The sequence below is a fragment of the Lysinibacillus sp. G1-3 genome (assembly GCF_056322905.1).
Window position 1 is genome coordinate 14,432 of sequence record NZ_JBWHYQ010000006.1, and the last position, 19,271, is coordinate 33,702.

A 19,271-nucleotide genomic window follows, 5' to 3' on the forward strand; every position below is an offset into this window, starting at 1 on the left:
GCGGACGCCTAGCCTTTCATTAAACTATCATCGATAGGCCGAATGCTAGAGTTGAAATTACCATGATCGCGACCATAGTATAAACTACGATTTTTTGAAATTTTTTATTACTCATATGCTCGTTCGCTCCTTCTTTTCTTATAAATAGTTTAGCAAATCTGAAAAATTTCTCAAGTAGTAGAGTTTTGACGAAAAAGTCTGTAAAATAGATTATGTACCATAACAGAAGGAGATGTCACCATGGAGAAAGTAGATCATATTGGGATTGCGGTCCGCAATCTTGATGAACGCATTACATATTATACAGAAACTTTAGGCTTAAAGCTGCTAAAAGTGGAAGAAGTAGAATCTCAACAGGTTCGTGTTGCATTCATAGATGCGGGTAATGTAAAAATTGAATTATTAGAACCGATGAGTGAAAAAAGTACTATTCATGGATTCATCGAAAAACGTGGAGAAGGTATTCACCATGTAGCTTTCGGTGTAACGGGGATTCGTGAGCGTATGGCTGAGCTTCGTGAAAAAGGTGTACGTCTTTTATCAGAAGAGCCAGGACCAGGTGCTGGTGGTGCAGAGGTTGCTTTCATGCACCCGAAATCATCTTTCGGTGTGTTATATGAGTTATGCGATAAAAGTGGAAAAGGGGATAAGTGATCAGTATGGATATGTTCGACAAAATTAATGAGTTGTATGACCGTAAGACAGTAATTGAACTTGGTGGCGGCTATGAGCGCATCGAGAAGCAACATGATAAAGGCAAATTAACTGCTCGTGAGCGTATTGAATTATTACTAGACGAAGGTACATTTTTCGAGATCAACCCATTCATTACACACCGTACAGTAGACTTCGGCATGGACAAGATGGAAGGTCCTGGCGACGGAGTAGTAACTGGTTTCGGTAAAATTAATGGACGTCCAGTATACTTATTCTCTCAAGACTTCACAGTATTTGGTGGAGCGCTTGGTGAAATGCACGCCAAAAAAATGGCAACAGTAATGGATCTAGCAGCAAAAAATGGTACACCATTTATCGGTATTAATGATTCAGGTGGTGCTCGTATTCAAGAGGGCGTACTTTCACTTGATGGTTATGGTCATATTTTCTATCGTAATGCAATCTACTCTGGGGTAATTCCGCAAATCTCAGTTATCATGGGACCATGTGCTGGTGGGGCGGTATATTCTCCAGCAATTACAGACTTCATTCTAATGGTTGATAAAACATCTCAAATGTTTATTACAGGACCTAAAGTTATCGAAACGGTAACAGGTGAAAAAATTTCTGCTGAAGATTTAGGTGGTTCTAAAGTAAACAACGCTATAAGTGGTAACGCACACTTCCGCGCACCTTCTGAAGAAACAGCGATTGATCAAATCAAGAAACTATTAGGCTACTTACCACAAAATAATAAAGAAAAAGCTCCACGCCAGGCACGTCCAGAGGGTGACGACTATCGTCCAGAAATCGTGGATACGGTACCAATCGAAACAACTCGTCCTTATGATGTTCGTAAAGTAGTCGAGCAAATCGTGGACGAAGGTTCATTTATGGAAGTGCATTCAGAATTTGCAAAAAACGTAGTAGTTGGTTTTGCGCGTATTGCTGGTGAATCAGTTGGTCTTGTATGTAACCAACCTAAAGTATTAGCCGGTGGGTTAGATATTGATTCTTCAGACAAGGCTGCTCGTTTCATTCGTACTTGTGATGCTTACAATATACCAATCATCACATTTGAAGACGTTTCTGGATTCTTCCCAGGCGTTAAACAAGAGCATGGTGGTATTATCCGTCACGGAGCGAAAATTCTTTATGCATACTCAGAAGCAACTGTACCAAAAATTACTGTGATTCTCCGTAAAGCATACGGCGGTGCGTACGTTGCGCTTAACTCTAAATCAATTGGGGCTGATTTAGTATTTGCTTGGCCTAATGCAGAAATTGCTGTTATGGGTGCGGCAGGTGCAGCTAATATTATCTTCGCGCGTGAAATTGCCAAATCAGAAGATCCAGAAGCAACTCGTGCAGCGAAAATTGAAGAATATAAAGAAAAATTCGCAAACCCATACGTTGCGGCATCTCGCGGTATGGTGGACGATGTTATCGATCCACGTGATACACGTATTAAGCTAATTCAAGGGCTAGATATGTTAGCGAACAAACACGAAACGCGTCCAGAGAAAAAACACGGAAATATTCCTCTATAACAATTGTACAAGCCTAGTATCCATTCGGATTCCTAGGCTTTTCTACTTTAGATAATAAAACAGTCGTATTGAATAGGAAAATATAGGTTTATTATTGGCTGATAAGCGGATTTTTTTTGTTGATATTTTGCTAATGTATGCTCATTTTAACTGATTGTAGCGTAGGGCTACTCGACTCCCGCAGGAAAGCGAGTAGCCTGTAGAGGAAATCAGAGCCTTCTAATTAGAGTGGGTAAAAACGGTTAATAAACACGCTTGATAATAATAGATTAATTATTAATAACAGATAATTGAAACATATTTGCATTTCATCCGTACATATATGTATGAGGAGTTGAGATGAATGGAATGGAAACAATTACAAAAAGAGCAAGGAATAATACATGCACAATTAAGAACTGCCAGTAGATTAAGTGAACAAAAGGTATTAATTGAACAGCAAATCGGGCATGCCCAACAGGAAATTGACAAACATTCTAAAGCACTCAATCAAATTCGTTTGAGACTCGATAAGTTAGAAGGCTTTTCTTTTATGAATATGATTCGTACGTGGACAGGGCAACAAGATGAGCTACGTGTAGAAAAAATTGATAAGGCAGCTATTCTTGAATTAAAAATAAATGAAGCAAAGAAGATGGATGTTGATTTGACACATGATTTGGGGCAAATAAACACCAAGCTTTCTCAAATTAATGAACAAGAGTTACAAGAAGCTTTAAGCCGATTAAATGCTAAAAAGAAAGGCTACTTACAAATCCATGAGCCTGAGCAGGCAAAAAGACTTGAACAATTAGCTCATGAGGAAATGCTTACGAAACAACTACTGATAGAGATAAAGGAAGCAGAAGCGGCTGGTGAAACAGCACTTACTAAGCTTGGACAAGCAGCAGAGTCATTGCATTCCGCTAATGGGTATTCAACTTGGGATACGTTTTTTGGTGGAGGATTCTTTGTTACGCATTTAAAGCATGATGCACTGGATAAGACCGAAAATTATCTTCACAATGCTCAAATTGCGTTACAACGCTTCCATAATGAACTGCTGGATGTACATGATATGTCAACGAAATCATTACAAGTTGATACAGATGGATTTGTGAAATTTGCGGACTATTTCTTTGATGATATTTTTTCAGCTTGGTCTGTCCATTCTAAAATATCCACTGCAAGAGATCAGGTATCTCGTGTACAAGATGATGTACATAATACAATTTTGCGTCTACAGGATAAACATAACAAGGCAGATGATTATTTGCAGTCTCTGCAAAAAGAAAAAGAAGCGATCTTTTAAAACGTAGATGTAAAGTAAACTGTGAAAAGATTTTCCCTTTTTCTAACGGGTTCGGTTGATCGGGAGAAAAAAACGCTCAGTAATTTGAGCGTTTTTTTTGTGTAAAGTCCTCGTTTGACTGACGAACGTTTTTAAGTATCACCGTAGTAATCTGCAAAATGTAAAAAGCCAAATTTCCTCACGAGAAAGTTTCTTAATTCGCCATGAGTAGCTTTTTCTATTGGAGGATTTGTTAGGGAGTACGCTTTGGCATTTAATTCGGCAAATTTATCTTTATTTACTTCATTATGTTCTTTATCTTCAATAATTCCTGAAGAAATTGCGGCCTTTGGATAACCCATAAAAAATATATGTGTTCTTAATGCCATACTGGGTGTTGAATGCAACAATATAATTACAACTAACAAAGATACAATAACTATAACTTTTTTCTTCAAGTCACCACTCCAAAAAAATTGACGTTAATAATCTATAAAATATTTTAACGTAATTTTCCATTACAAAGTTCATTTAAAAACCTAACTACCAGATAAATAATACTTTTAAATTCTTAGTGATTTACATTTCAATCTATTCGTTTCCTTGAGGTGAGCAGTGTGAATTCATGAACGGTTCTGACCAGTATGTTATGAAGATAACGAAAACATGATTTGTCATGTTAGTCATCGAACTGTCCATTCTATATTTGTTCAGCCGTTTATATATATGTTAAGTGCTCATTTCCTTTCAATCTGAAACAAGGTGCTTCCATAATTATCAGGATTTTCACCTGTATATAATTTGCGAATTAATCGAATAGAAGTGGGTAATTACAACCATCAATTGAAAAACAATGTAATCGTTTTATTTTCCCAAACGCAGCAGTGTGCTAAAATATAGAAGATAACTATGACGTGGAAAAACACGTAAACTAAGGGAGTCCTACAACATGACAAGTCGTTTAGTAGAAGAGTTTTTTGAGCTCGTACAAATCGATTCAGAAACAAAATATGAACAAGTGATTGCGCCGGTTTTAGTCGACAAACTAACAGCGCTTGGTTTTACAGTAGAACAAGATGATGCACATACTAGAAACGGGCATGGAGCAGGTAATATACTTGCTACGCTAAAAGGTTCATTAGATATCGAACCAATTTATTTTACTTCTCATATGGATACAGTTGTCCCAGGTAAAGGGATTAAACCATCTCTTCGTGAAGATGGCTATATTGTTTCAGACGGTACAACTATTTTAGGTGCTGATGACAAAGCTGGTATCGCTGCATTATTTGAAATGGCTAAACGCTTAAAAGAGCAAAATATCGAACACGGTGATATTGAATTTATTATTACAGCTGGCGAGGAAAGTGGCCTTGTTGGCGCTAAAGAGTTAGATCCATCTAAAATTAAGGCGAAATATGGCTTTGCTGTCGACAGTGATGGTAAAGTAGGAGGAATTGTCACAGCAGCTCCATTTCAAGCGAAACTTTCCGTTAAAATAATTGGTAAAACAGCGCATGCTGGTGTTTCACCAGAAAAAGGAATTTCAGCGATTACGGTTGCTTCTAAATGTATTGCAAAAATGAAGCTAGGTCGATTAGATGAAGAAACAACAGCAAATATTGGTCGTTTTGAAGGTGGTCAGGCAACAAATATTGTGTGTGATGAAGTAACGATTCTTGCGGAAGCTCGTTCAATCGACAAAGCGAAGTTAGATGCACAGACTCAGCATATGCAGGAGACGTTTGAGCAAGTTGCTGCTTCATTAGGGGCAAAGGCAGAAGTTGAAGTAAAGCTAATGTATCCTGGATTCCGTGTAACAGAATCAGATAAAGTTGTTCAAGTAGCGATCGCAGCTGCACAGAACATCGATCTCACACCAAAGCTAGGTATTTCAGGCGGAGGTTCCGATGCTAATGTTATTGCAGGTTTTGGCATCCCTACAGTCAATCTTTCAGTTGGATACGAGGACATTCATACAACAAATGAAAAGATCCCAGTAGAAGAATTAGAAAAATTAGCAGATTTACTTGTTGAAATCGTAAAAGAATCTGCGAAAAAATAACAACAGAACCGAAGGATGTGACCGCATGGAAAGTGTGAAGGCAGTAGTTTTTGCTTGTGGTACAGAGGAATACGCAGTGCCTGTGGAGCAAGCGATTTCGATTGAAAAGTTAGAGCAAGTAACACCGATTCCTCATTTACCTAATTATCTTCTAGGTTTCACAAGAATTCGTGGCGAGCTTGTGCCAGTGCTTGATTTTGAGCGTATTCTTTATAATCGTTCCTCTAATGCTGCAACAGCACGTATTATTGTGTTGAACACGGATGTTGTGAATTATGGATTACTTGTCACAGAAGCTCGTGAAATTCTTGATTTTGATGAGTCGGTATTAAAACAGATGGGACTAGTAAATTATTCAAAAACACGCTACTTTACAGCTGTGGCAAATCTAGAAAATCGTATGATTACTTACGTTGACCCGAAAATACTTGTGAATTCATTAGAAGGTATACGTGAAATAATTAATTATTTGCACAAAATGCTTGAAAATGAAAAAGAAAACGTAGAGGCTTGAGTTTTATAAAGCTAAAAATTAATTCAATAATACACATCAAAGTGGATGGTCTAGACAGAATTACAAATATGTGATTCTGTCTCTTTTTTAACTTTTTTCTGCCAGTGTCTTGAAGTTCATCGTAAAAACAAAGGTGGTTTCTGTTCCGACGGTTACTGAGGGGGAGAGGTGCCGTGGACTTAGTCTGAGGTCCTCTATCTACAAGACCTCATCTTCAGAAGATATATTTCGTAAATAATTAAATAATTATTTTGGGAGGTATTCGTCACATGGATTCAAAAAAAAAGGAAACGCCAGAAGAAAAAAGAGAGAATTTAAGACAAAATGAATTAAAAAACAATCCTACGGGTGCTTTAAACGATGGGGTAAATAGGGGGAGTAGTGGGGATTTAAATGGTATGGGTTGGAAAGAAACGATAGTATTAATTTTAGTGTTATTTATAGGATACATTACGTATAAATTGTTTTTCAGTTAAAGGAATATTTATAGATAATCTCTTCTATGTTTATATGTTGATATAGTAAAAATAACCTGTGTTCTTTTTTTCTAGTTGAAAGTTGTTAATAAAATTTATGCGTAATACCTACAGACATCTTCGTTTTAACGTCGTATTATGTAAGGGAAGAAAACTACTGTAAAAGGCAAACTTCACCGAAAGGGAAGGACGCAAAGCCGTGAGTCTAAACACTATTTTTAGTGCATGATCGTCAGGTTGCCAGGTTCTGTTCTATGAGCCTCGGCAAATAGAATGGAGATGTGATTATATGGTACGTTCACTATTAAAAACAATTATTGTTTTTATAGTAACAATTGTAAGTGTGCTAGGATTAACAATGGGAAAGGTTGACGCAAAGTCCATGCAAGATAAGGCTACTTGGTTATGGGATACGACAAAGATTGTTGAAGATGAATCAGGGGTACTCTCATTTTTAGAAGGCAAACAAGTAAAGAAATTATATTTACAAATTAATAGTGATATAGCAAGTAACGATTACAAAAGTTTTATCAATAAAGCTACGACAAAAGGTATAAAAGTATATGCGTTGGATGGTTCTGCAAGCTGGGTATCAGCAGATGGCTATAAAATGCAGGATCAGCTGTTTGATTGGATACAATCATATAATGAAAATGCAGCAGTAACAGAGCAATTTTCTGGAGTTCATCTCGATGTGGAGCCTTACTTAAATAGTGGTTGGAGCTCGAACCAAGAAAAAACAATTGAATCCTATCAAGCGCTCCTCACTAGAGCCAAAGGGAGTACTGAGCAATTACAATTGCCTTTAGAAGCAGATATGCCATTTTGGTTTGACGAAGTCTCATATAATAACCAATTTGGTCAAGGTTTATTAGCGAACTGGGTCATTGACCAAGTGGAAAGTGTTTCAATAATGGCTTATCGAGATGCTGCTAAAGATATTATTAAAATTGTTGAACATGAAATAGATTATGGCAAAAAAGTAAACAAATCAATTGTTATTGGTGTGGAAACAGGAGCCTCTAATGAAGGAAAAAATATTACCTTCTATGAAGATGGAGAAGCCTATATGAATAAACAGTTAGCACAAGTTCATAAACAGTATGCCAATAAAACAAGCTATAATGGTTTTGCCATTCATCATGTTGATAGTTGGATGAATATGAAGCCGTAAAAAATCCTCTCCAGCGATAAGTTGGAGAGGATTTTCTTTGGTATTATGAAAGTCGGCCGCTATAGTCTTCAAATTTAAATTTACGAATGACTTTAATGCCTTCTTCATCGTTATAAGAAACGATGGATGGAAGGTTTACACCATTAAACATATGATTTTTCACCATTGAGTAATGCGCCATATCTGTAAATACTAGACGATCGCCTGGTTGTAAAGGTTGTTCAAATGAATAATCGCCAATTACATCACCTGCAAGACAAGTAAGCCCGCCTAAGCGATATGTGTGAGCTAGTTCATTTGGGTGACCTGAACCGATAATCATTGGACGGTATGGCATTTCTAGAACATCTGGCATATGGCAAGTTGCCGATGTATCTAAAATTGCTAAGTCCATACCGTTTTTCTGTATATCAAGGACAGTTGCTACTAAATAACCTGTATTAAGTGCAACAGCTTCACCTGGCTCTAAATATACGAGAAGGTTATACTTGTCTTGAATGTAATTAATGATATTTACAAGCTTTTCTACATCATAATCCTCACGAGTAATATGGTGACCTCCACCAAAGTTTAACCATTTCATTTGATGTAAGACATCACCAAATTTTTCTTCGACAACTTGTATAATACGCTCTAACGTATCTGAGTTTTGCTCACACATCGCATGGAAGTGTAAGCCATCAATACCGTCAAGCTGTGACTTGTCGAAGTTAGCTAAAGTTGTGCCAAGACGAGAATTCGTGTAGCAAGGGTCGTAAAGTGCTGTTTCAATTTCAGAGTACTCAGGATTGATACGAATACCACATTCAATTGTTTTACCAGCAGATTTTACTTTGTCCTTATACTGGTTCCATTGGTTAAATGAATTAAACACAATATGATCAACATAGCCAAGTAGTTCGTCCATTTCATGCTCCACGTAAGCTGGTGCATAAACGTGAACTTCTTTACCCATTTTTTCATAGCCAAGTTGCGCTTCAAATAATGAGCTAGACGTAATCCCTGCTAAATATTCACCCACTAAAGGGAATGTTGAATGCATAGAAAACCCTTTTAAGGCAAGTAAAATACGGCAGCCTGTTCGATCTTGAATCGATTTTAAAAGTTCTAGATTTTTTGTTAATAATCGTTCATCCACTACGTAAGAAGGGGACGGAACTTTTGAGAAATCAATTGGCTTCATCGATTTAATTCCTTTGCATCTAACTCTAGGTCAAGTAATTCTGGGTTATGGCTTTCTTGCCATGGTAGACCCCATGTATTTAGTGCATCCATGAATGGATCTGGATTGAAATCTTCGACATTCCAAACGCCAGGTTTACGCCATTGACCGTTCATCACTAGCATTGCACCAATCATTGCTGGTACACCAGTTGTATAGGAAATTGCCTGTGAACCAACTTCTTTATAGCATTCTTCGTGGTCACATACATTGTACACATAATAAGTTTTTTCCTTACCATCTTTTAGACCGCGAATAATACAACCGATGTTAGTTTTTCCTTTTGTACGTGGTCCAAGTGATGCTGGATCAGGTAGTACAGCTTTAAGGAAGTGAATTGGTTGAATCATTTGTCCTTCAAATTCGATAGGCTCGATAGAAGTCATACCAACATTCTCTAATACTTTTAAGTGAGTTAAGTATTTTTCAGAGAATGTCATCCAGAAACGGATTTGCTTTAAGCCTTTAATGTTTTTAGCAAGTGATTCTAGTTCTTCATGGTATAAAAGGTAAATATCTTTTGGTCCGATTTCTGGTAAGTTATAAACCTCTTTTTTCTCAAGTGGTGCAGTTTCAACCCACTCACCTTCTTTCCAGTAACGACCATTCGCTGTAATTTCACGAATGTTGATTTCTGGGTTGAAGTTTGTTGCGAAATGGTAACCGTGATCACCAGCATTTGCATCCACAATATCAATGTAGTGGATTTCATCAAATTCATGTTTTTGTGCATGAGCTGTGAAAACGCCCGTTACGCCTGGGTCAAAACCGCTACCAAGTAAAGCAGTTAAGCCGGCTTTTTCGAACTTCTCTTTATAAGCCCATTGCCATTTATATTCAAATTTTGCCGTTTCAGGTGGCTCGTAGTTTGCAGTATCCACATAGTGTACACCCGTCGCTAAGCAAGCATCCATAATCGTTAAGTCTTGATAAGGTAGTGCCACATTAATAACAACTTCTGGTCCAAAGGCTTTAATAAGCTCAATAACCTCTTCCGTATTGTCTGCGTCTACCTGTGCAGTATGAATCTTTGTTTTTCCGCCGTCTAGTTTTTCTTTTAGAGCGTCACATTTTGAAACAGTTCTACTTGCGATACAAATCTCCTCAAATACGTCCGAATTTTGAACACACTTGTGTACCACAACACTGGCTACTCCGCCAGCTCCTATAATCAATGCTTTACCCAATTGTCTACCCCCAAGTTCAAATAAGTATTGTCAAACAAGCTGATTATACAGAAAATTGAATCACTACTCAATCATTCTTTTTAAATTTTCTACAAAATTTTTTATTTTTCAACAATAATTAGTCGTATTCAGAGGGGAATACCACAAAAAAAGAAGCTTTTCATGAAAAAAATCCCCAAACTACTAACTGTAGAGAAGGGGAAATTTGTTTATTTTAAATCACCCGACTTATTTAGAAAAACGATTAGAAATTTGTTGTTTTTCATCCCCCCATAAATAAAAAAAGATTAGTAGTGATGTGCTTAAGAACCCCATCACAAGGGCGTATGTGCTGAGGGCCACATCCACTTGACTTTGCATAGCATATATGAAAATAGCTCCTAGTGTTAACAAATTTCCGATAATAAGTGATACAAAATGCAATCGTCTATTCAAAGTAAGCCCTCCTATTTACAGTTTACATGCCTCAAAAATGAAAATATACTTCAATTATCTCATAATTCAGAACTTTATCAAACCCTTTTTGATTTTGAGGCTTATCACTAAAACGTAGGGTTGATTTCTGTTCCGACTGGGCGCTTCATTGTTGCTGTCGCTTCGCTTTCGCACAGATAAAACATTGTTGCTGTCGCTTCGCTTTCGCACGTTCCTCTATTGCTGATCCCCGATGAGTCACCAAGTATTAACGAAGATTAACTTCTAGTATTATGGTCTTTCTATAAAGATAGTGCCGAACAATTGATAGAATTATAGAAAAATTATTGCTATTTAGTTTGTTTTAGATTTAAAGATGGTAAAATACTTATAAGATTTTTCTTTTGTGAAGGTGAGGATTTATATAGTGATCAATCAATTTGATGAGCAAGTTCAACAAATCAATGAATTATTTATAAATGGTCATGTGAAAGAAAGCTATCAATTAGCCAAAGCACTTATAGCTAATAGTGCGTTTTCAGAACATGAATCATGTTCAACCATTCAACAGCACGTCGCATTGTTGGAAGAGAACGGTTATGCAAATATGCCTATTCCTACTGCTGAAAAAATGAAGCAAAGTGTTGAACGAACAGATGGATCTTATCTAGAGCGTGATGTACTCGCTGCATACATAGGAAGTGAGGATGAAAAGCAATTTGGTAAAGTAGTTGATGAATTGATGGTTGGATCGGCCGAGGCACAAGCGAATGCTTACTATACAATGGCCGAATATTTTGCTCTTGCTAAGGAGCATGACAAAGCACTTGTGCAATATGCGGAAGCGATAAAACTACAACCAAATAAAGCTCTTTACTGGGGAGCTTTCGCACAGTTTTTGAACCGCAATGAAGGCAGTCCGTATTTGGCACTACGTCTTATTGAAGAGGCAATTCAACTAGATAGTATGAACCCTCGCTGGTACTATATTCAAGGGAATATTTTTTTACAGCTTGTCGCAGCTACAAAAAATTTAAGCTATTTACCTGCTCTAGAAGAAGCTTGGGAAAAGGCTAAGAAACGTTGCTCAAATAAACAGGTTTCATTAAAAGTGGACATCGCGAAATCCAATGACGTGCTGTCGCAATGGAAAAAACAAATGCTATAAGACGGATGAGAAGAGAAGTTGTCCTAAAAGTTGCATGATTAAAAAATAGATTTATTGAAGTAAAGGTACAATTCAAGCCTGTTAGGTGGATTTACTGTAACGGGTGGGGAAATGATTATTAAATATCAATAGAAATAGAGTAATTAGATAATAAACAAGGTAGAGATTGATCATGAAACCTTTGCCTTGTTTATTATTATTTAATTAATTGAATCATATCAAATATATCTTTTGATGAAAGTCCAGCTCTTTGTTCAGCAGTATTTTGGTTAAAATAGCACTCGGTTTTTATCGATTACCGACATCTTATTATTATGTTCGAAAGCTTTCTGAATATTTTAAAGCAAGCTGCGTTCGGGAAGTTACTTGAAATTTTCGATACAGATTTTGCAGATGCTTCTTTACTGTATTTTCACTGACATATAAAAACCTAGCAATTTCAGCATTTTTAAAGCCCTTACATAAATATATTAACAACTCTTTTTCACGTTGTGTAATTTGCAATGACTCGCCTGGCTGAACATATTGATGTAATAAATAAACATTTTCAATCATCCGCTTTACATATGATAGCTTTTGACTATCCTGTGTTGTAAAGGGTAATTCTCCTTCTTTTCGTAAAAAGCCAATAGCCGCTGTTGGCTTTTGCTGATTATACAGATACATAACCATTTCATCGATAAAATCATTTTTTTGTAAAAAGCGCTCAACATAATATCGCTTTTTCTTCTTTGATATTGCTTCATTTCGTTGCATTAATTGAATATCGGGTTGGTTTTTCATATTCACTGGGTGTAAAGGATCATAATATTTAAATTCATGTAAATAATTTTGTATCGTATATGTCTCTACATTGAAACAGACAGGCTGTTCATGTAATTCCCCATCTGCTACTTCCCAAAATATAGTATGTTCATATTGAAAACATTCACTCAACACTTGCAACATATTCAATTTAAAGTCTCCACTTGTTTGTTGCATATTCATATTCGAAATCCTAAACGTTGTTTCTAATAAAAACTCCACCTCTTTTTGCTCATACAAAATAATTCCTCCTTTTCTCTATTAGACTCATATATTCTCGTTCAAAACAAATTATCCTTTTGGGTAATATCAATTTTTATTATTTCAATTTAAGATGAATTTGTAAGTCAAAATTTTAACGAGGTGATCAGATGAATTTACAGGAATACGCATCATATGACGGTCTTGGATTAGCGGAGTTAGTAAAAACAAAGCAAGTGACACCACAAGAACTTACAAAATTAGCGTTACAAGGTATTGAAAAAGTTAACCCTTCGATTAATGCCGTTGCCAGTGTGTTAGAGGAACATGCTGACAAAGCGATTTCAACTTTAAATGATAATCAACCATTCGCAGGCGTCCCATTTTTAATTAAAGAAGTTGTGCTGCATGCGGAAGGTGTGCCACATAGTATGGGCAGTCGTGTTGCTGAAAATGCTGTAATGTCTGTCGATAGCGAATTAATGAAACGTTTTAAAAACGCTGGTTTTGTGTTAAGCGGTACAACCACAACGCCAGAGTTTGGCTATAATGCTGCAACAGAAGCTGTCATTTATGGTCCAACACGTAACCCATGGAACCTAGAACATAGCCCTGGTGGATCAAGTGGAGGTGCAGCTGCTTCAGTCGCAAGTGGTATCGTTCCAATCGCGCATGGTAATGATGGAGGCGGATCCATTCGTATTCCTGCATCATGTAGTGGTATCGTTGGCTTAAAGCCTTCACGTGGTCGCGTGCCAATGGGGCCTTATAATAGTGAGGCATTAAATGGGCTAGCAATTGAATTTGCACAAACAAAAACCATTCGTGATACCGCTACATTACTGGACCAAGTAGCTGGGCCAGACTTAGGATGCTACTCGATTATTCAAAGCCCAGAAATGCCTTACAGTCAAGCGATTCAGCAAAAGGTACGTCCACTGAAAATCGCCTGGACAACAGAAACAAATTCTGGTGCATTCGTTGATCCGGAATGTATCGAGGCCGTACATAAGGCCGTAAAATTATTAGAAGAATTAGGACATGAAGTAGTCGAAGCTCGACCAGCTTACGAAGAAGCACCATTTTCACGCGCAACGGTAAATATTTGGACAGCGAATATTTATAAAATGATTGTGGGGGCAGCAGAATTAACAGGTAAAACTCCATCACGCGATACTATTGAAGCAGCCATTTGGCAATGCTATGAATATGGCAAAAACTTAAAAGCTAGCGCACTTTTAGAAGCAATTAATACGAATGCACTCGTATCACGTCAAGTAGCGACATTCTTTGAAGATTATGATGTTCTTTTAAGTCCAACAATCGGCACATTACCAGCGAAAATTGGCGAGCTAAATGCAAATAATCCTAATATCTCGGCAATTGAATGGACAGAGCAGATTTTCACATACGCGCCGTTTACCAATTTGTTTAACGCAACAGGTCAACCTTCATTATCATTACCACTCGCAATGAGTGCGTCTGGCTTACCAATCGGGCTACAATTCACAGGACGCTTCGCCGATGAGTTAACCCTTTTACAGCTTGGAAAACAATTAGAAGAATCAGCTCCATGGAAAGATCGAAAACCAACCGTACATGTGGGTGCAGAAGTTGTGGAAATTGCAACAACATAAAAATAGGTACAAGATTTTTTCTTGTACCTACTTTTTGCAATTTTACAGACATGCACGATGCTCCATTTAATTAACGTTCTTAATAGTTCCTGAACTAACTTATACCGTTCTCCATACTATGTTTATATGCGATTGTTGTTATATATTTCATTTTAACAATAGTAAATCAGTGAATTTTCAGAAACCAAATGTTACAATTAATGTACTAAATTTGAAGGGACGATAAATGGACGATGAACAAATAATTCTATTTTTAAACGTAAAATGTATATGCATTTTCAAATAAAAATAGGATTAGTCTGTCTATTTATTATACTTTTATAAAGCTTACCTTTTCGGAGGCTTATTTTTGTACACAATAAATTTATTTACTAATCCTTCTGAAGCTATATTCAGAGGGATTTTTTATTTGTTTTTGCGTTTACATTCAAATTTAAAGGAATGGGATGATACGATGCATAGTAAAAGATAAATCTTCGAAGATATAATTCAAATAATGAAAAGAGATTATGCGGGTTTTTTAGATAAAAAGCATAGTAACTGTCCTGAAAATTATGTCATTACAGATGATATGACGGATAAAGATCTTGTAGAAACGATACAGTCCTATTTACTCGATTTTAAAGATGGACATTTATCATTTAAAGCGAAAAAGACAGAAATGCCGAATAGAGGATTTAAAGTACGACGCTATCAAAGGCGTAAAGCCACACATCTATATACCTTGGACACCACAACATTTACATGAAGATATTGATCTCAATTATGTTTTACGTTTATGTCATCAAAATCAAGAAAAATCACTTTAAGGAGATTGCGATATGCGGTACATAATAAAAAGAATTTACCCAACCGAATTAAAGGAAGTTGCCCATTTTATTGCACAGCTAAATATCGAAGAACAACATAACATTGGGTATTGTGGTCAAAATGAACAAGAACTAGTGAGTACATTACAGGAAGATTTTATCGATGGTGAATTTACATCGGTTGTAGCTGCTTACGATAATGAACATATACAAGCACTTATTGGATTAGATATAGACGGCGATTCAACTGAAGTGTGGGGACCATTTTCTATAAATGAAGATGTAACAATCCAAGAGAAATTACTTTGCACATTGCAGCAGATATATCCACAAATTTCGAACTTTTATTTCTTCATTAATGAACTGAATACTCGACAATTAGCATTTCTGGAGCAAATAAACGCCAATAAAACAGGTGAGCATTTATTACTTGGAGTTTCGAAAGATTCTTTTGAAAATGTAGTTGCTATTACTAGTCGTTATTATAAAACATCGGACTATGAGCAATTTAAAAAGATTCATTCAAATGCATTTTCAAAAACGTATTACGATGCAGATACAATTTTAAATAGAGTTCAATTAAATAAAGAAAATGTTTTAAGAATTATGGAAATGGATGGGGTCGTTCAAGGATATGCTTATTTTGAGATGGACTTAACGGCAAAAGAAGCCCATTTAGAATATATAGCTATTAATCCTAAATACAGAGGAAACGGAATAGGCACCAAGCTACTAAAAGAAGTTTTAACAGAAATGTTTCGATTTGATGAAATCACTCATGTAACACTAAATGTAAATAATCAAAATGATCAGGCAAATCACGTTTATTTTAAAGCTGGATTTAAAAAGAAAGCGACTTTATGGAGTTATTGTTTAAAGAAATAAAGTAAATTTTAAAGTCTAAGTTGAAATTAATAGTAGCATAAGATTTTTGAGCTTTGAGCAAGTTTTAAAACTTCTCCCTGACTTTGTTACACTAAAAATGGTTAATTCCTATCAAAAAGAATCACCTAGAACATTGTTTAGAAAACGTTCTAGGTGGTTCTATTTTTGACCGCAATAACTTATGATACAATTCTCTTCATTTTATTTACTGATGATTTGGACTTTATTTAAATTTCAATTGATTGTCAGCAGTAAAATAAATTGAAAGGGGAAGTTATAGTTTGATTGATTATTTTGAACGTAAAATTAGATTAAGGGACTTTGAAGTGTGGGTTGTTCGAATTGGCGATCAACATTATGCTTTAGCCATTTTAGATAAATTTCGACCTGCCACATTTGATGATTTTGAAATTCCAGATTTTATTTGTGAAGAAGATGACCAGTGCGCAAACTAAATCTCTGCTACATATTTCTCTAATGAAGCTGTTAAAGATGAACATAAAGAAATACTGCGTGAATTTGCACAAATGCTTCAGAACACATAGCTTTGGCACATTTTGAAGTAATTATAAAGATTTATCAAGAGAACCCTGAAAAAGCTATAGAACAAATGATATTAACGAAATATGATTTTAAAGAAACAGATATGTCATTAGTTAAATTATTGCATTTTAATCAAGGGTAGAGGGCGTTAGCTCTTATTCAATTAACGGGGCAATTTAGTTGAATAAGCATAACTCTTGTATTTAGTTATTTTTCCATATGCTGTATAATTTTAAATAGTAATATTTAACTTTTAGTATTTCTAATAAATGATTTCGGGAGGGAAAACTTGTTATATTTAGCTGTATTAATTGGCATCATTTCAATTGTAATTACGGATAAGCTTACGCAAGCTTTTAAATTATCAAGCATTTGGGGGCCATTTGGTCAAATTTGTGCATCACTTGTAATAATAATGGTTGGCAAACTTGAGGTTAGTTATATTAATCTCGGTAATCACTTTGAATTAGGATATTTGACGATTCCGTTTACTTTATTATTTCTTGTAGGTTTTACAAATGTAATGAATATAGAAAAAATGCAAAATCCTTCAATATTGCTATTGCCATTCATTTCTTTAGTTTGTTTCTCAATGTCTGCTTTCATCATAGGCCATTCATTTGTTTTAATAACGGGAATTTGTGCCAGTTTAGCAATTATGTTTATTCTGCTATACGGCTATTTTTCAGGTAAAGCATTTGTAGGAAGAACTCTTACTACGTCAATAGGCTTCGTAATAGCAGTACTTTCAATATCCCTTATTAAAATATCTATTATAACAATTTATATTCCGATATTTACTTTAGCAATACCATTCACTTTATATTATTTTATTAAAGATAAATTTACGAGTATACAATCAATTAAAGTTAGCACTTTAACAGCTATTTTATTCGGTGTATTAATGTTCATAGTTCCTTTTCATTTAATGTGGTATTTCGTTGTTGGGTTAACGATTATTTTGATTATCACGCAATTTTCACGTAAATACCGCTTTATTTAGAAACTAAAGTTCTTTTTCAACTAACGGCGCTGTTTATTTTAAGAAAGAGTAACTAATTCCTATTCGATGCTGTTTGAACCAATGATTTTATGAAAAACTAAATAATTTATGTTCAGCTAAAGGTTCCAGAATAGTTGAAGTACGAAGCAAAGAAATGGAGTAATTTATTTGGGGAATTATTTAAAAGAAATGAGAGAACTTATTGGGACTAGACCTCTCATGGTGGTTGGGTCAACTGTTGTTGTTTTTAATGTGATGAGAGAAATCCTACTTCAACAACGTTCCGATAATAATAAATGGGGGTTCCCTGGTGGGGCTATGGAATACGGAGAAAGTTTAGAAGAAACCGCTATAAGAGAATTATACGAAGAGACTGGTTTAAAGGCAAAAGACTTAAGATTTATTGATATTTTATCTGGAGAAAAAGAATACCATAAATATCCTAATGGGGATGAGATATTTGGTGTAACCGCTGTTTACACTACATCAAATATTAGTGGAATATTATCAATAAATGATAATGAGAGTTTAAATATTAAATTTTTTCCTTTGGATGATTTACCTTCGAACTTGGTGGAGAAAGCAAGTTATATAATTCAAAAACACTTATTATAATCTTGAATCTTCTTTAACTATCTGGGTGCTTTAATTAAAGATCATCGAGTTGCTTATGCAGCCCTTTTTTCTTATTGTACTAAAGGAGCAATTTAGTTGAAGAAAAAACTAAGTTATAATTGAGTTTAATTGTATTAGGTTAGGGTATTGGCAGGTTAGTCCAATAAGGAAATCTATTTTTATAATGAATTTAATATTAGTTTCGGTGAACCGGATCATAAGTAAGTGCGGTTTTTGAAAAGAACCACCTAGAACGTTGGAGTGTCAGCGTTTTAGGTGGTTTTCATTTATCCAAATTCAATAATGTCAGTTTTAATAAATGAGGGTAGTAATTTTTGTACATCTTCTAATGTTGAAAAGCGATTTTCGTTTGAAAAAATATCTGTACCTTTGAAGTCATGACTAAATAAAAAAGCAGTTGTTGGTTCGTTAAAATGAATGCAAATGGTCTCCTCTATCGAAGCATCTATCCCATCTGTACGTTTCGCGTCCCAAATTCTGCTTTCTACCATAAAATTGCTTTTTCGATTTGACCAAATAGAGCTCATATTATAATTATGCTGCCAAATCATGATAGGAATTAGGCGCATTAGTTCTTGATGATTTATGACAGTAATCATTAAAGAAGTGCTCTTTTTTGATTGATAAAATACTTCAAATGGTAGCTGTGCATCATGTAATTCTTGTTTTAACTCTTCAATAATTTTTCTATCACTCTGCTCGAATAAATAATAAAGTGGAAATGTGGCTAAGCTTTCTGTAAATAGAGCAAGTTGTTCGTCTGTATAGTCTGGATAATACATTTCGCCAATATTAATGGCGTATTGAATGCCTTCATTTATAAAAAAGTAATAGCCTCCAGTTGTAGGTGCATTTTCATAATACTTTTTGGGTAAAAAGCCAATCTCTAAATTCATTACAATCACATCCTTAGATTACAGTATAAATCTGATTGGAAAAAACCGCACTAATACATATTATGGAGAACCGTATCATAAATAAGTGTGGTTTTTAGAGGAGTATCATTCACGAATGATGCTCTTTAATTTTGTTTTAGAACCATTTTCAAAAATAAAT

At 35.4% G+C, this 19,271-nt stretch carries 21 protein-coding genes and 1 riboswitch; of the genes, 14 read left to right on the forward strand and 7 right to left on the reverse strand.

The annotated features are described in order from the left end of the window. Window positions 1-19: 19 nt before the first annotated feature. Complete coding sequence (gene prli42, locus ACVYAD_RS07330) at window positions 20-115, reverse strand: stressosome-associated protein Prli42 (protein ID WP_323647026.1); 96 nt, start codon at window positions 113-115, stop codon at window positions 20-22. A gap of 125 nt (window positions 116-240) precedes the next feature. Here prli42 and mce point away from each other — a divergent pair, with 125 nt between their 5' ends. The 3 genes from mce (at window position 241) to ACVYAD_RS07345 (ending at window position 3,498) form a co-directional block, all read left to right on the forward strand. Beyond that, complete coding sequence (gene mce / locus ACVYAD_RS07335) at window positions 241-654, forward strand: methylmalonyl-CoA epimerase (protein WP_197141038.1); 414 nt, start codon at window positions 241-243, stop codon at window positions 652-654. 5 nt (window positions 655-659) lie between these two features. Continuing rightward, a complete protein-coding gene (locus ACVYAD_RS07340) occupies window positions 660-2,207 on the forward strand; it encodes an acyl-CoA carboxylase subunit beta (RefSeq protein WP_349660565.1) in 1,548 nt (515 codons plus the stop codon). Window positions 2,208-2,550: 343 nt separating this feature from the next. Further along, window positions 2,551-3,498, forward strand: a complete 948-nt coding sequence (locus ACVYAD_RS07345; RefSeq protein WP_476425519.1) for a hypothetical protein — start codon at window positions 2,551-2,553, stop codon at window positions 3,496-3,498. A 131-nt stretch (window positions 3,499-3,629) separates the two neighbouring features. Here the strand turns inward: ACVYAD_RS07345 and ACVYAD_RS07350 are convergent, their stop codons facing one another. Beyond that, window positions 3,630-3,935 (reverse strand): hypothetical protein, encoded by a 306-nt coding sequence (locus ACVYAD_RS07350; RefSeq protein WP_349660563.1) that lies wholly within the window; start codon window positions 3,933-3,935, stop codon window positions 3,630-3,632. Window positions 3,936-4,426: 491 nt separating this feature from the next. On the opposite strand from ACVYAD_RS07350, the gene ACVYAD_RS07355 reads away from it, so the two are divergent. From ACVYAD_RS07355 to ACVYAD_RS07370, 4 genes are all read left to right on the forward strand, one after another. Then, on the forward strand, window positions 4,427-5,542 hold the full coding sequence (locus ACVYAD_RS07355; RefSeq protein ID WP_476425521.1) for a M20/M25/M40 family metallo-hydrolase: 1,116 nt from the start codon (window positions 4,427-4,429) through the stop codon (window positions 5,540-5,542). A gap of 25 nt (window positions 5,543-5,567) precedes the next feature. Next, a complete protein-coding gene (locus tag ACVYAD_RS07360; RefSeq protein WP_053483746.1) occupies window positions 5,568-6,056 on the forward strand; it encodes a chemotaxis protein CheW in 489 nt (162 codons plus the stop codon). A 269-nt stretch (window positions 6,057-6,325) separates the two neighbouring features. Next, the gene (locus ACVYAD_RS07365) at window positions 6,326-6,532 is read left to right on the forward strand and encodes a DUF6366 family protein (RefSeq protein WP_476425523.1); all 207 of its coding nucleotides are present in this window, start codon (window positions 6,326-6,328) and stop codon (window positions 6,530-6,532) included. Window positions 6,533-6,687: 155 nt separating this feature from the next. Further along, window positions 6,688-6,777: riboswitch (cyclic di-GMP riboswitch) on the forward strand. Between the two features lie 44 nt (window positions 6,778-6,821). Further along, complete coding sequence (locus ACVYAD_RS07370) at window positions 6,822-7,706, forward strand: amidase (RefSeq protein ID WP_476425525.1); 885 nt, start codon at window positions 6,822-6,824, stop codon at window positions 7,704-7,706. 43 nt (window positions 7,707-7,749) lie between these two features. Here the strand turns inward: ACVYAD_RS07370 and nspC are convergent, their stop codons facing one another. The 3 genes from nspC to ACVYAD_RS07385 form a co-directional block, all read right to left on the reverse strand. After that, complete coding sequence (gene nspC, locus ACVYAD_RS07375; protein ID WP_476425527.1) at window positions 7,750-8,889, reverse strand: carboxynorspermidine decarboxylase; 1,140 nt, start codon at window positions 8,887-8,889, stop codon at window positions 7,750-7,752. Beyond that, window positions 8,886-10,115: a saccharopine dehydrogenase family protein gene (locus ACVYAD_RS07380; RefSeq protein ID WP_349660559.1), complete on the reverse strand. Its 1,230-nt coding sequence runs from the start codon at window positions 10,113-10,115 to the stop codon at window positions 8,886-8,888. Before ACVYAD_RS07380 ends, nspC begins: the two co-directional genes overlap by 4 nt. Window positions 10,116-10,343: 228 nt before the next feature. After that, complete coding sequence (locus ACVYAD_RS07385; protein WP_197141027.1) at window positions 10,344-10,550, reverse strand: hypothetical protein; 207 nt, start codon at window positions 10,548-10,550, stop codon at window positions 10,344-10,346. 406 nt (window positions 10,551-10,956) lie between these two features. Here ACVYAD_RS07385 and ACVYAD_RS07390 point away from each other — a divergent pair, with 406 nt between their 5' ends. Continuing rightward, window positions 10,957-11,697: a tetratricopeptide repeat protein gene (locus ACVYAD_RS07390; RefSeq protein WP_476425530.1), complete on the forward strand. Its 741-nt coding sequence runs from the start codon at window positions 10,957-10,959 to the stop codon at window positions 11,695-11,697. A 312-nt stretch (window positions 11,698-12,009) separates the two neighbouring features. Here ACVYAD_RS07390 and ACVYAD_RS07395 read toward each other — a convergent pair whose 3' ends face one another. After that, window positions 12,010-12,741, reverse strand: coding sequence for a response regulator transcription factor (locus ACVYAD_RS07395; RefSeq protein WP_476425532.1), 732 nt, complete (start codon window positions 12,739-12,741; stop codon window positions 12,010-12,012). Between the two features lie 131 nt (window positions 12,742-12,872). Between ACVYAD_RS07395 and ACVYAD_RS07400 the strand changes: the two genes are divergently transcribed. From ACVYAD_RS07400 to ACVYAD_RS07425, 6 genes are all read left to right on the forward strand, one after another. Further along, entirely contained in the window at window positions 12,873-14,339 is a 1,467-nt protein-coding gene (locus tag ACVYAD_RS07400; RefSeq protein WP_476425534.1) for an amidase, read from the forward strand. 496 nt (window positions 14,340-14,835) lie between these two features. Further along, on the forward strand, window positions 14,836-15,087 hold the full coding sequence (locus ACVYAD_RS07405; protein ID WP_476425536.1) for a hypothetical protein: 252 nt from the start codon (window positions 14,836-14,838) through the stop codon (window positions 15,085-15,087). Between the two features lie 73 nt (window positions 15,088-15,160). Beyond that, window positions 15,161-16,033: a GNAT family N-acetyltransferase gene (locus ACVYAD_RS07410; RefSeq protein WP_476425538.1), complete on the forward strand. Its 873-nt coding sequence runs from the start codon at window positions 15,161-15,163 to the stop codon at window positions 16,031-16,033. A gap of 281 nt (window positions 16,034-16,314) precedes the next feature. Next, window positions 16,315-16,488 carry a hypothetical protein gene (locus ACVYAD_RS07415; protein ID WP_476425540.1) on the forward strand — a complete coding sequence of 58 codons (174 nt, stop codon included), beginning with the start codon at window positions 16,315-16,317 and terminating at the stop codon, window positions 16,486-16,488. A gap of 377 nt (window positions 16,489-16,865) precedes the next feature. Then, window positions 16,866-17,579: an MraY family glycosyltransferase gene (locus tag ACVYAD_RS07420; protein WP_476425542.1), complete on the forward strand. Its 714-nt coding sequence runs from the start codon at window positions 16,866-16,868 to the stop codon at window positions 17,577-17,579. A gap of 168 nt (window positions 17,580-17,747) precedes the next feature. Beyond that, complete coding sequence (locus ACVYAD_RS07425) at window positions 17,748-18,194, forward strand: NUDIX hydrolase (protein WP_476425544.1); 447 nt, start codon at window positions 17,748-17,750, stop codon at window positions 18,192-18,194. A gap of 287 nt (window positions 18,195-18,481) precedes the next feature. Here the strand turns inward: ACVYAD_RS07425 and ACVYAD_RS07430 are convergent, their stop codons facing one another. Next, a complete protein-coding gene (locus ACVYAD_RS07430) occupies window positions 18,482-19,111 on the reverse strand; it encodes a hypothetical protein (RefSeq protein WP_476425546.1) in 630 nt (209 codons plus the stop codon). Between the last annotated feature and the right edge of the window lie 160 nt (window positions 19,112-19,271).

Excerpts from the sequence above, each read along its gene's own strand:
- ACVYAD_RS07365 (WP_476425523.1), top strand. The coding sequence starts at position 6,326 with ATGGATTCAAAAAAAAAGGAAACGCCAGAAGAAAAAAGAGAGAATTTA.
- ACVYAD_RS07405 (WP_476425536.1), top strand. The coding sequence starts at position 14,836 with ATGAAAAGAGATTATGCGGGTTTTTTAGATAAAAAGCATAGTAACTGT.
- mce (WP_197141038.1), top strand. The coding sequence starts at position 241 with ATGGAGAAAGTAGATCATATTGGGATTGCGGTCCGCAATCTTGATGAA.
- ACVYAD_RS07410 (WP_476425538.1), top strand. The coding sequence starts at position 15,161 with ATGCGGTACATAATAAAAAGAATTTACCCAACCGAATTAAAGGAAGTT.
- ACVYAD_RS07340 (WP_349660565.1), top strand. The coding sequence starts at position 660 with ATGGATATGTTCGACAAAATTAATGAGTTGTATGACCGTAAGACAGTA.
- ACVYAD_RS07360 (WP_053483746.1), top strand. The coding sequence starts at position 5,568 with ATGGAAAGTGTGAAGGCAGTAGTTTTTGCTTGTGGTACAGAGGAATAC.
- prli42 (WP_323647026.1), bottom strand. The coding sequence starts at position 115 with ATGAGTAATAAAAAATTTCAAAAAATCGTAGTTTATACTATGGTCGCG.
- ACVYAD_RS07355 (WP_476425521.1), top strand. The coding sequence starts at position 4,427 with ATGACAAGTCGTTTAGTAGAAGAGTTTTTTGAGCTCGTACAAATCGAT.
- ACVYAD_RS07400 (WP_476425534.1), top strand. The coding sequence starts at position 12,873 with ATGAATTTACAGGAATACGCATCATATGACGGTCTTGGATTAGCGGAG.
- nspC (WP_476425527.1), bottom strand. The coding sequence starts at position 8,889 with ATGAAGCCAATTGATTTCTCAAAAGTTCCGTCCCCTTCTTACGTAGTG.
- ACVYAD_RS07345 (WP_476425519.1), top strand. The coding sequence starts at position 2,551 with ATGGAATGGAAACAATTACAAAAAGAGCAAGGAATAATACATGCACAA.
- ACVYAD_RS07430 (WP_476425546.1), bottom strand. The coding sequence starts at position 19,111 with ATGAATTTAGAGATTGGCTTTTTACCCAAAAAGTATTATGAAAATGCA.
- ACVYAD_RS07370 (WP_476425525.1), top strand. The coding sequence starts at position 6,822 with ATGGTACGTTCACTATTAAAAACAATTATTGTTTTTATAGTAACAATT.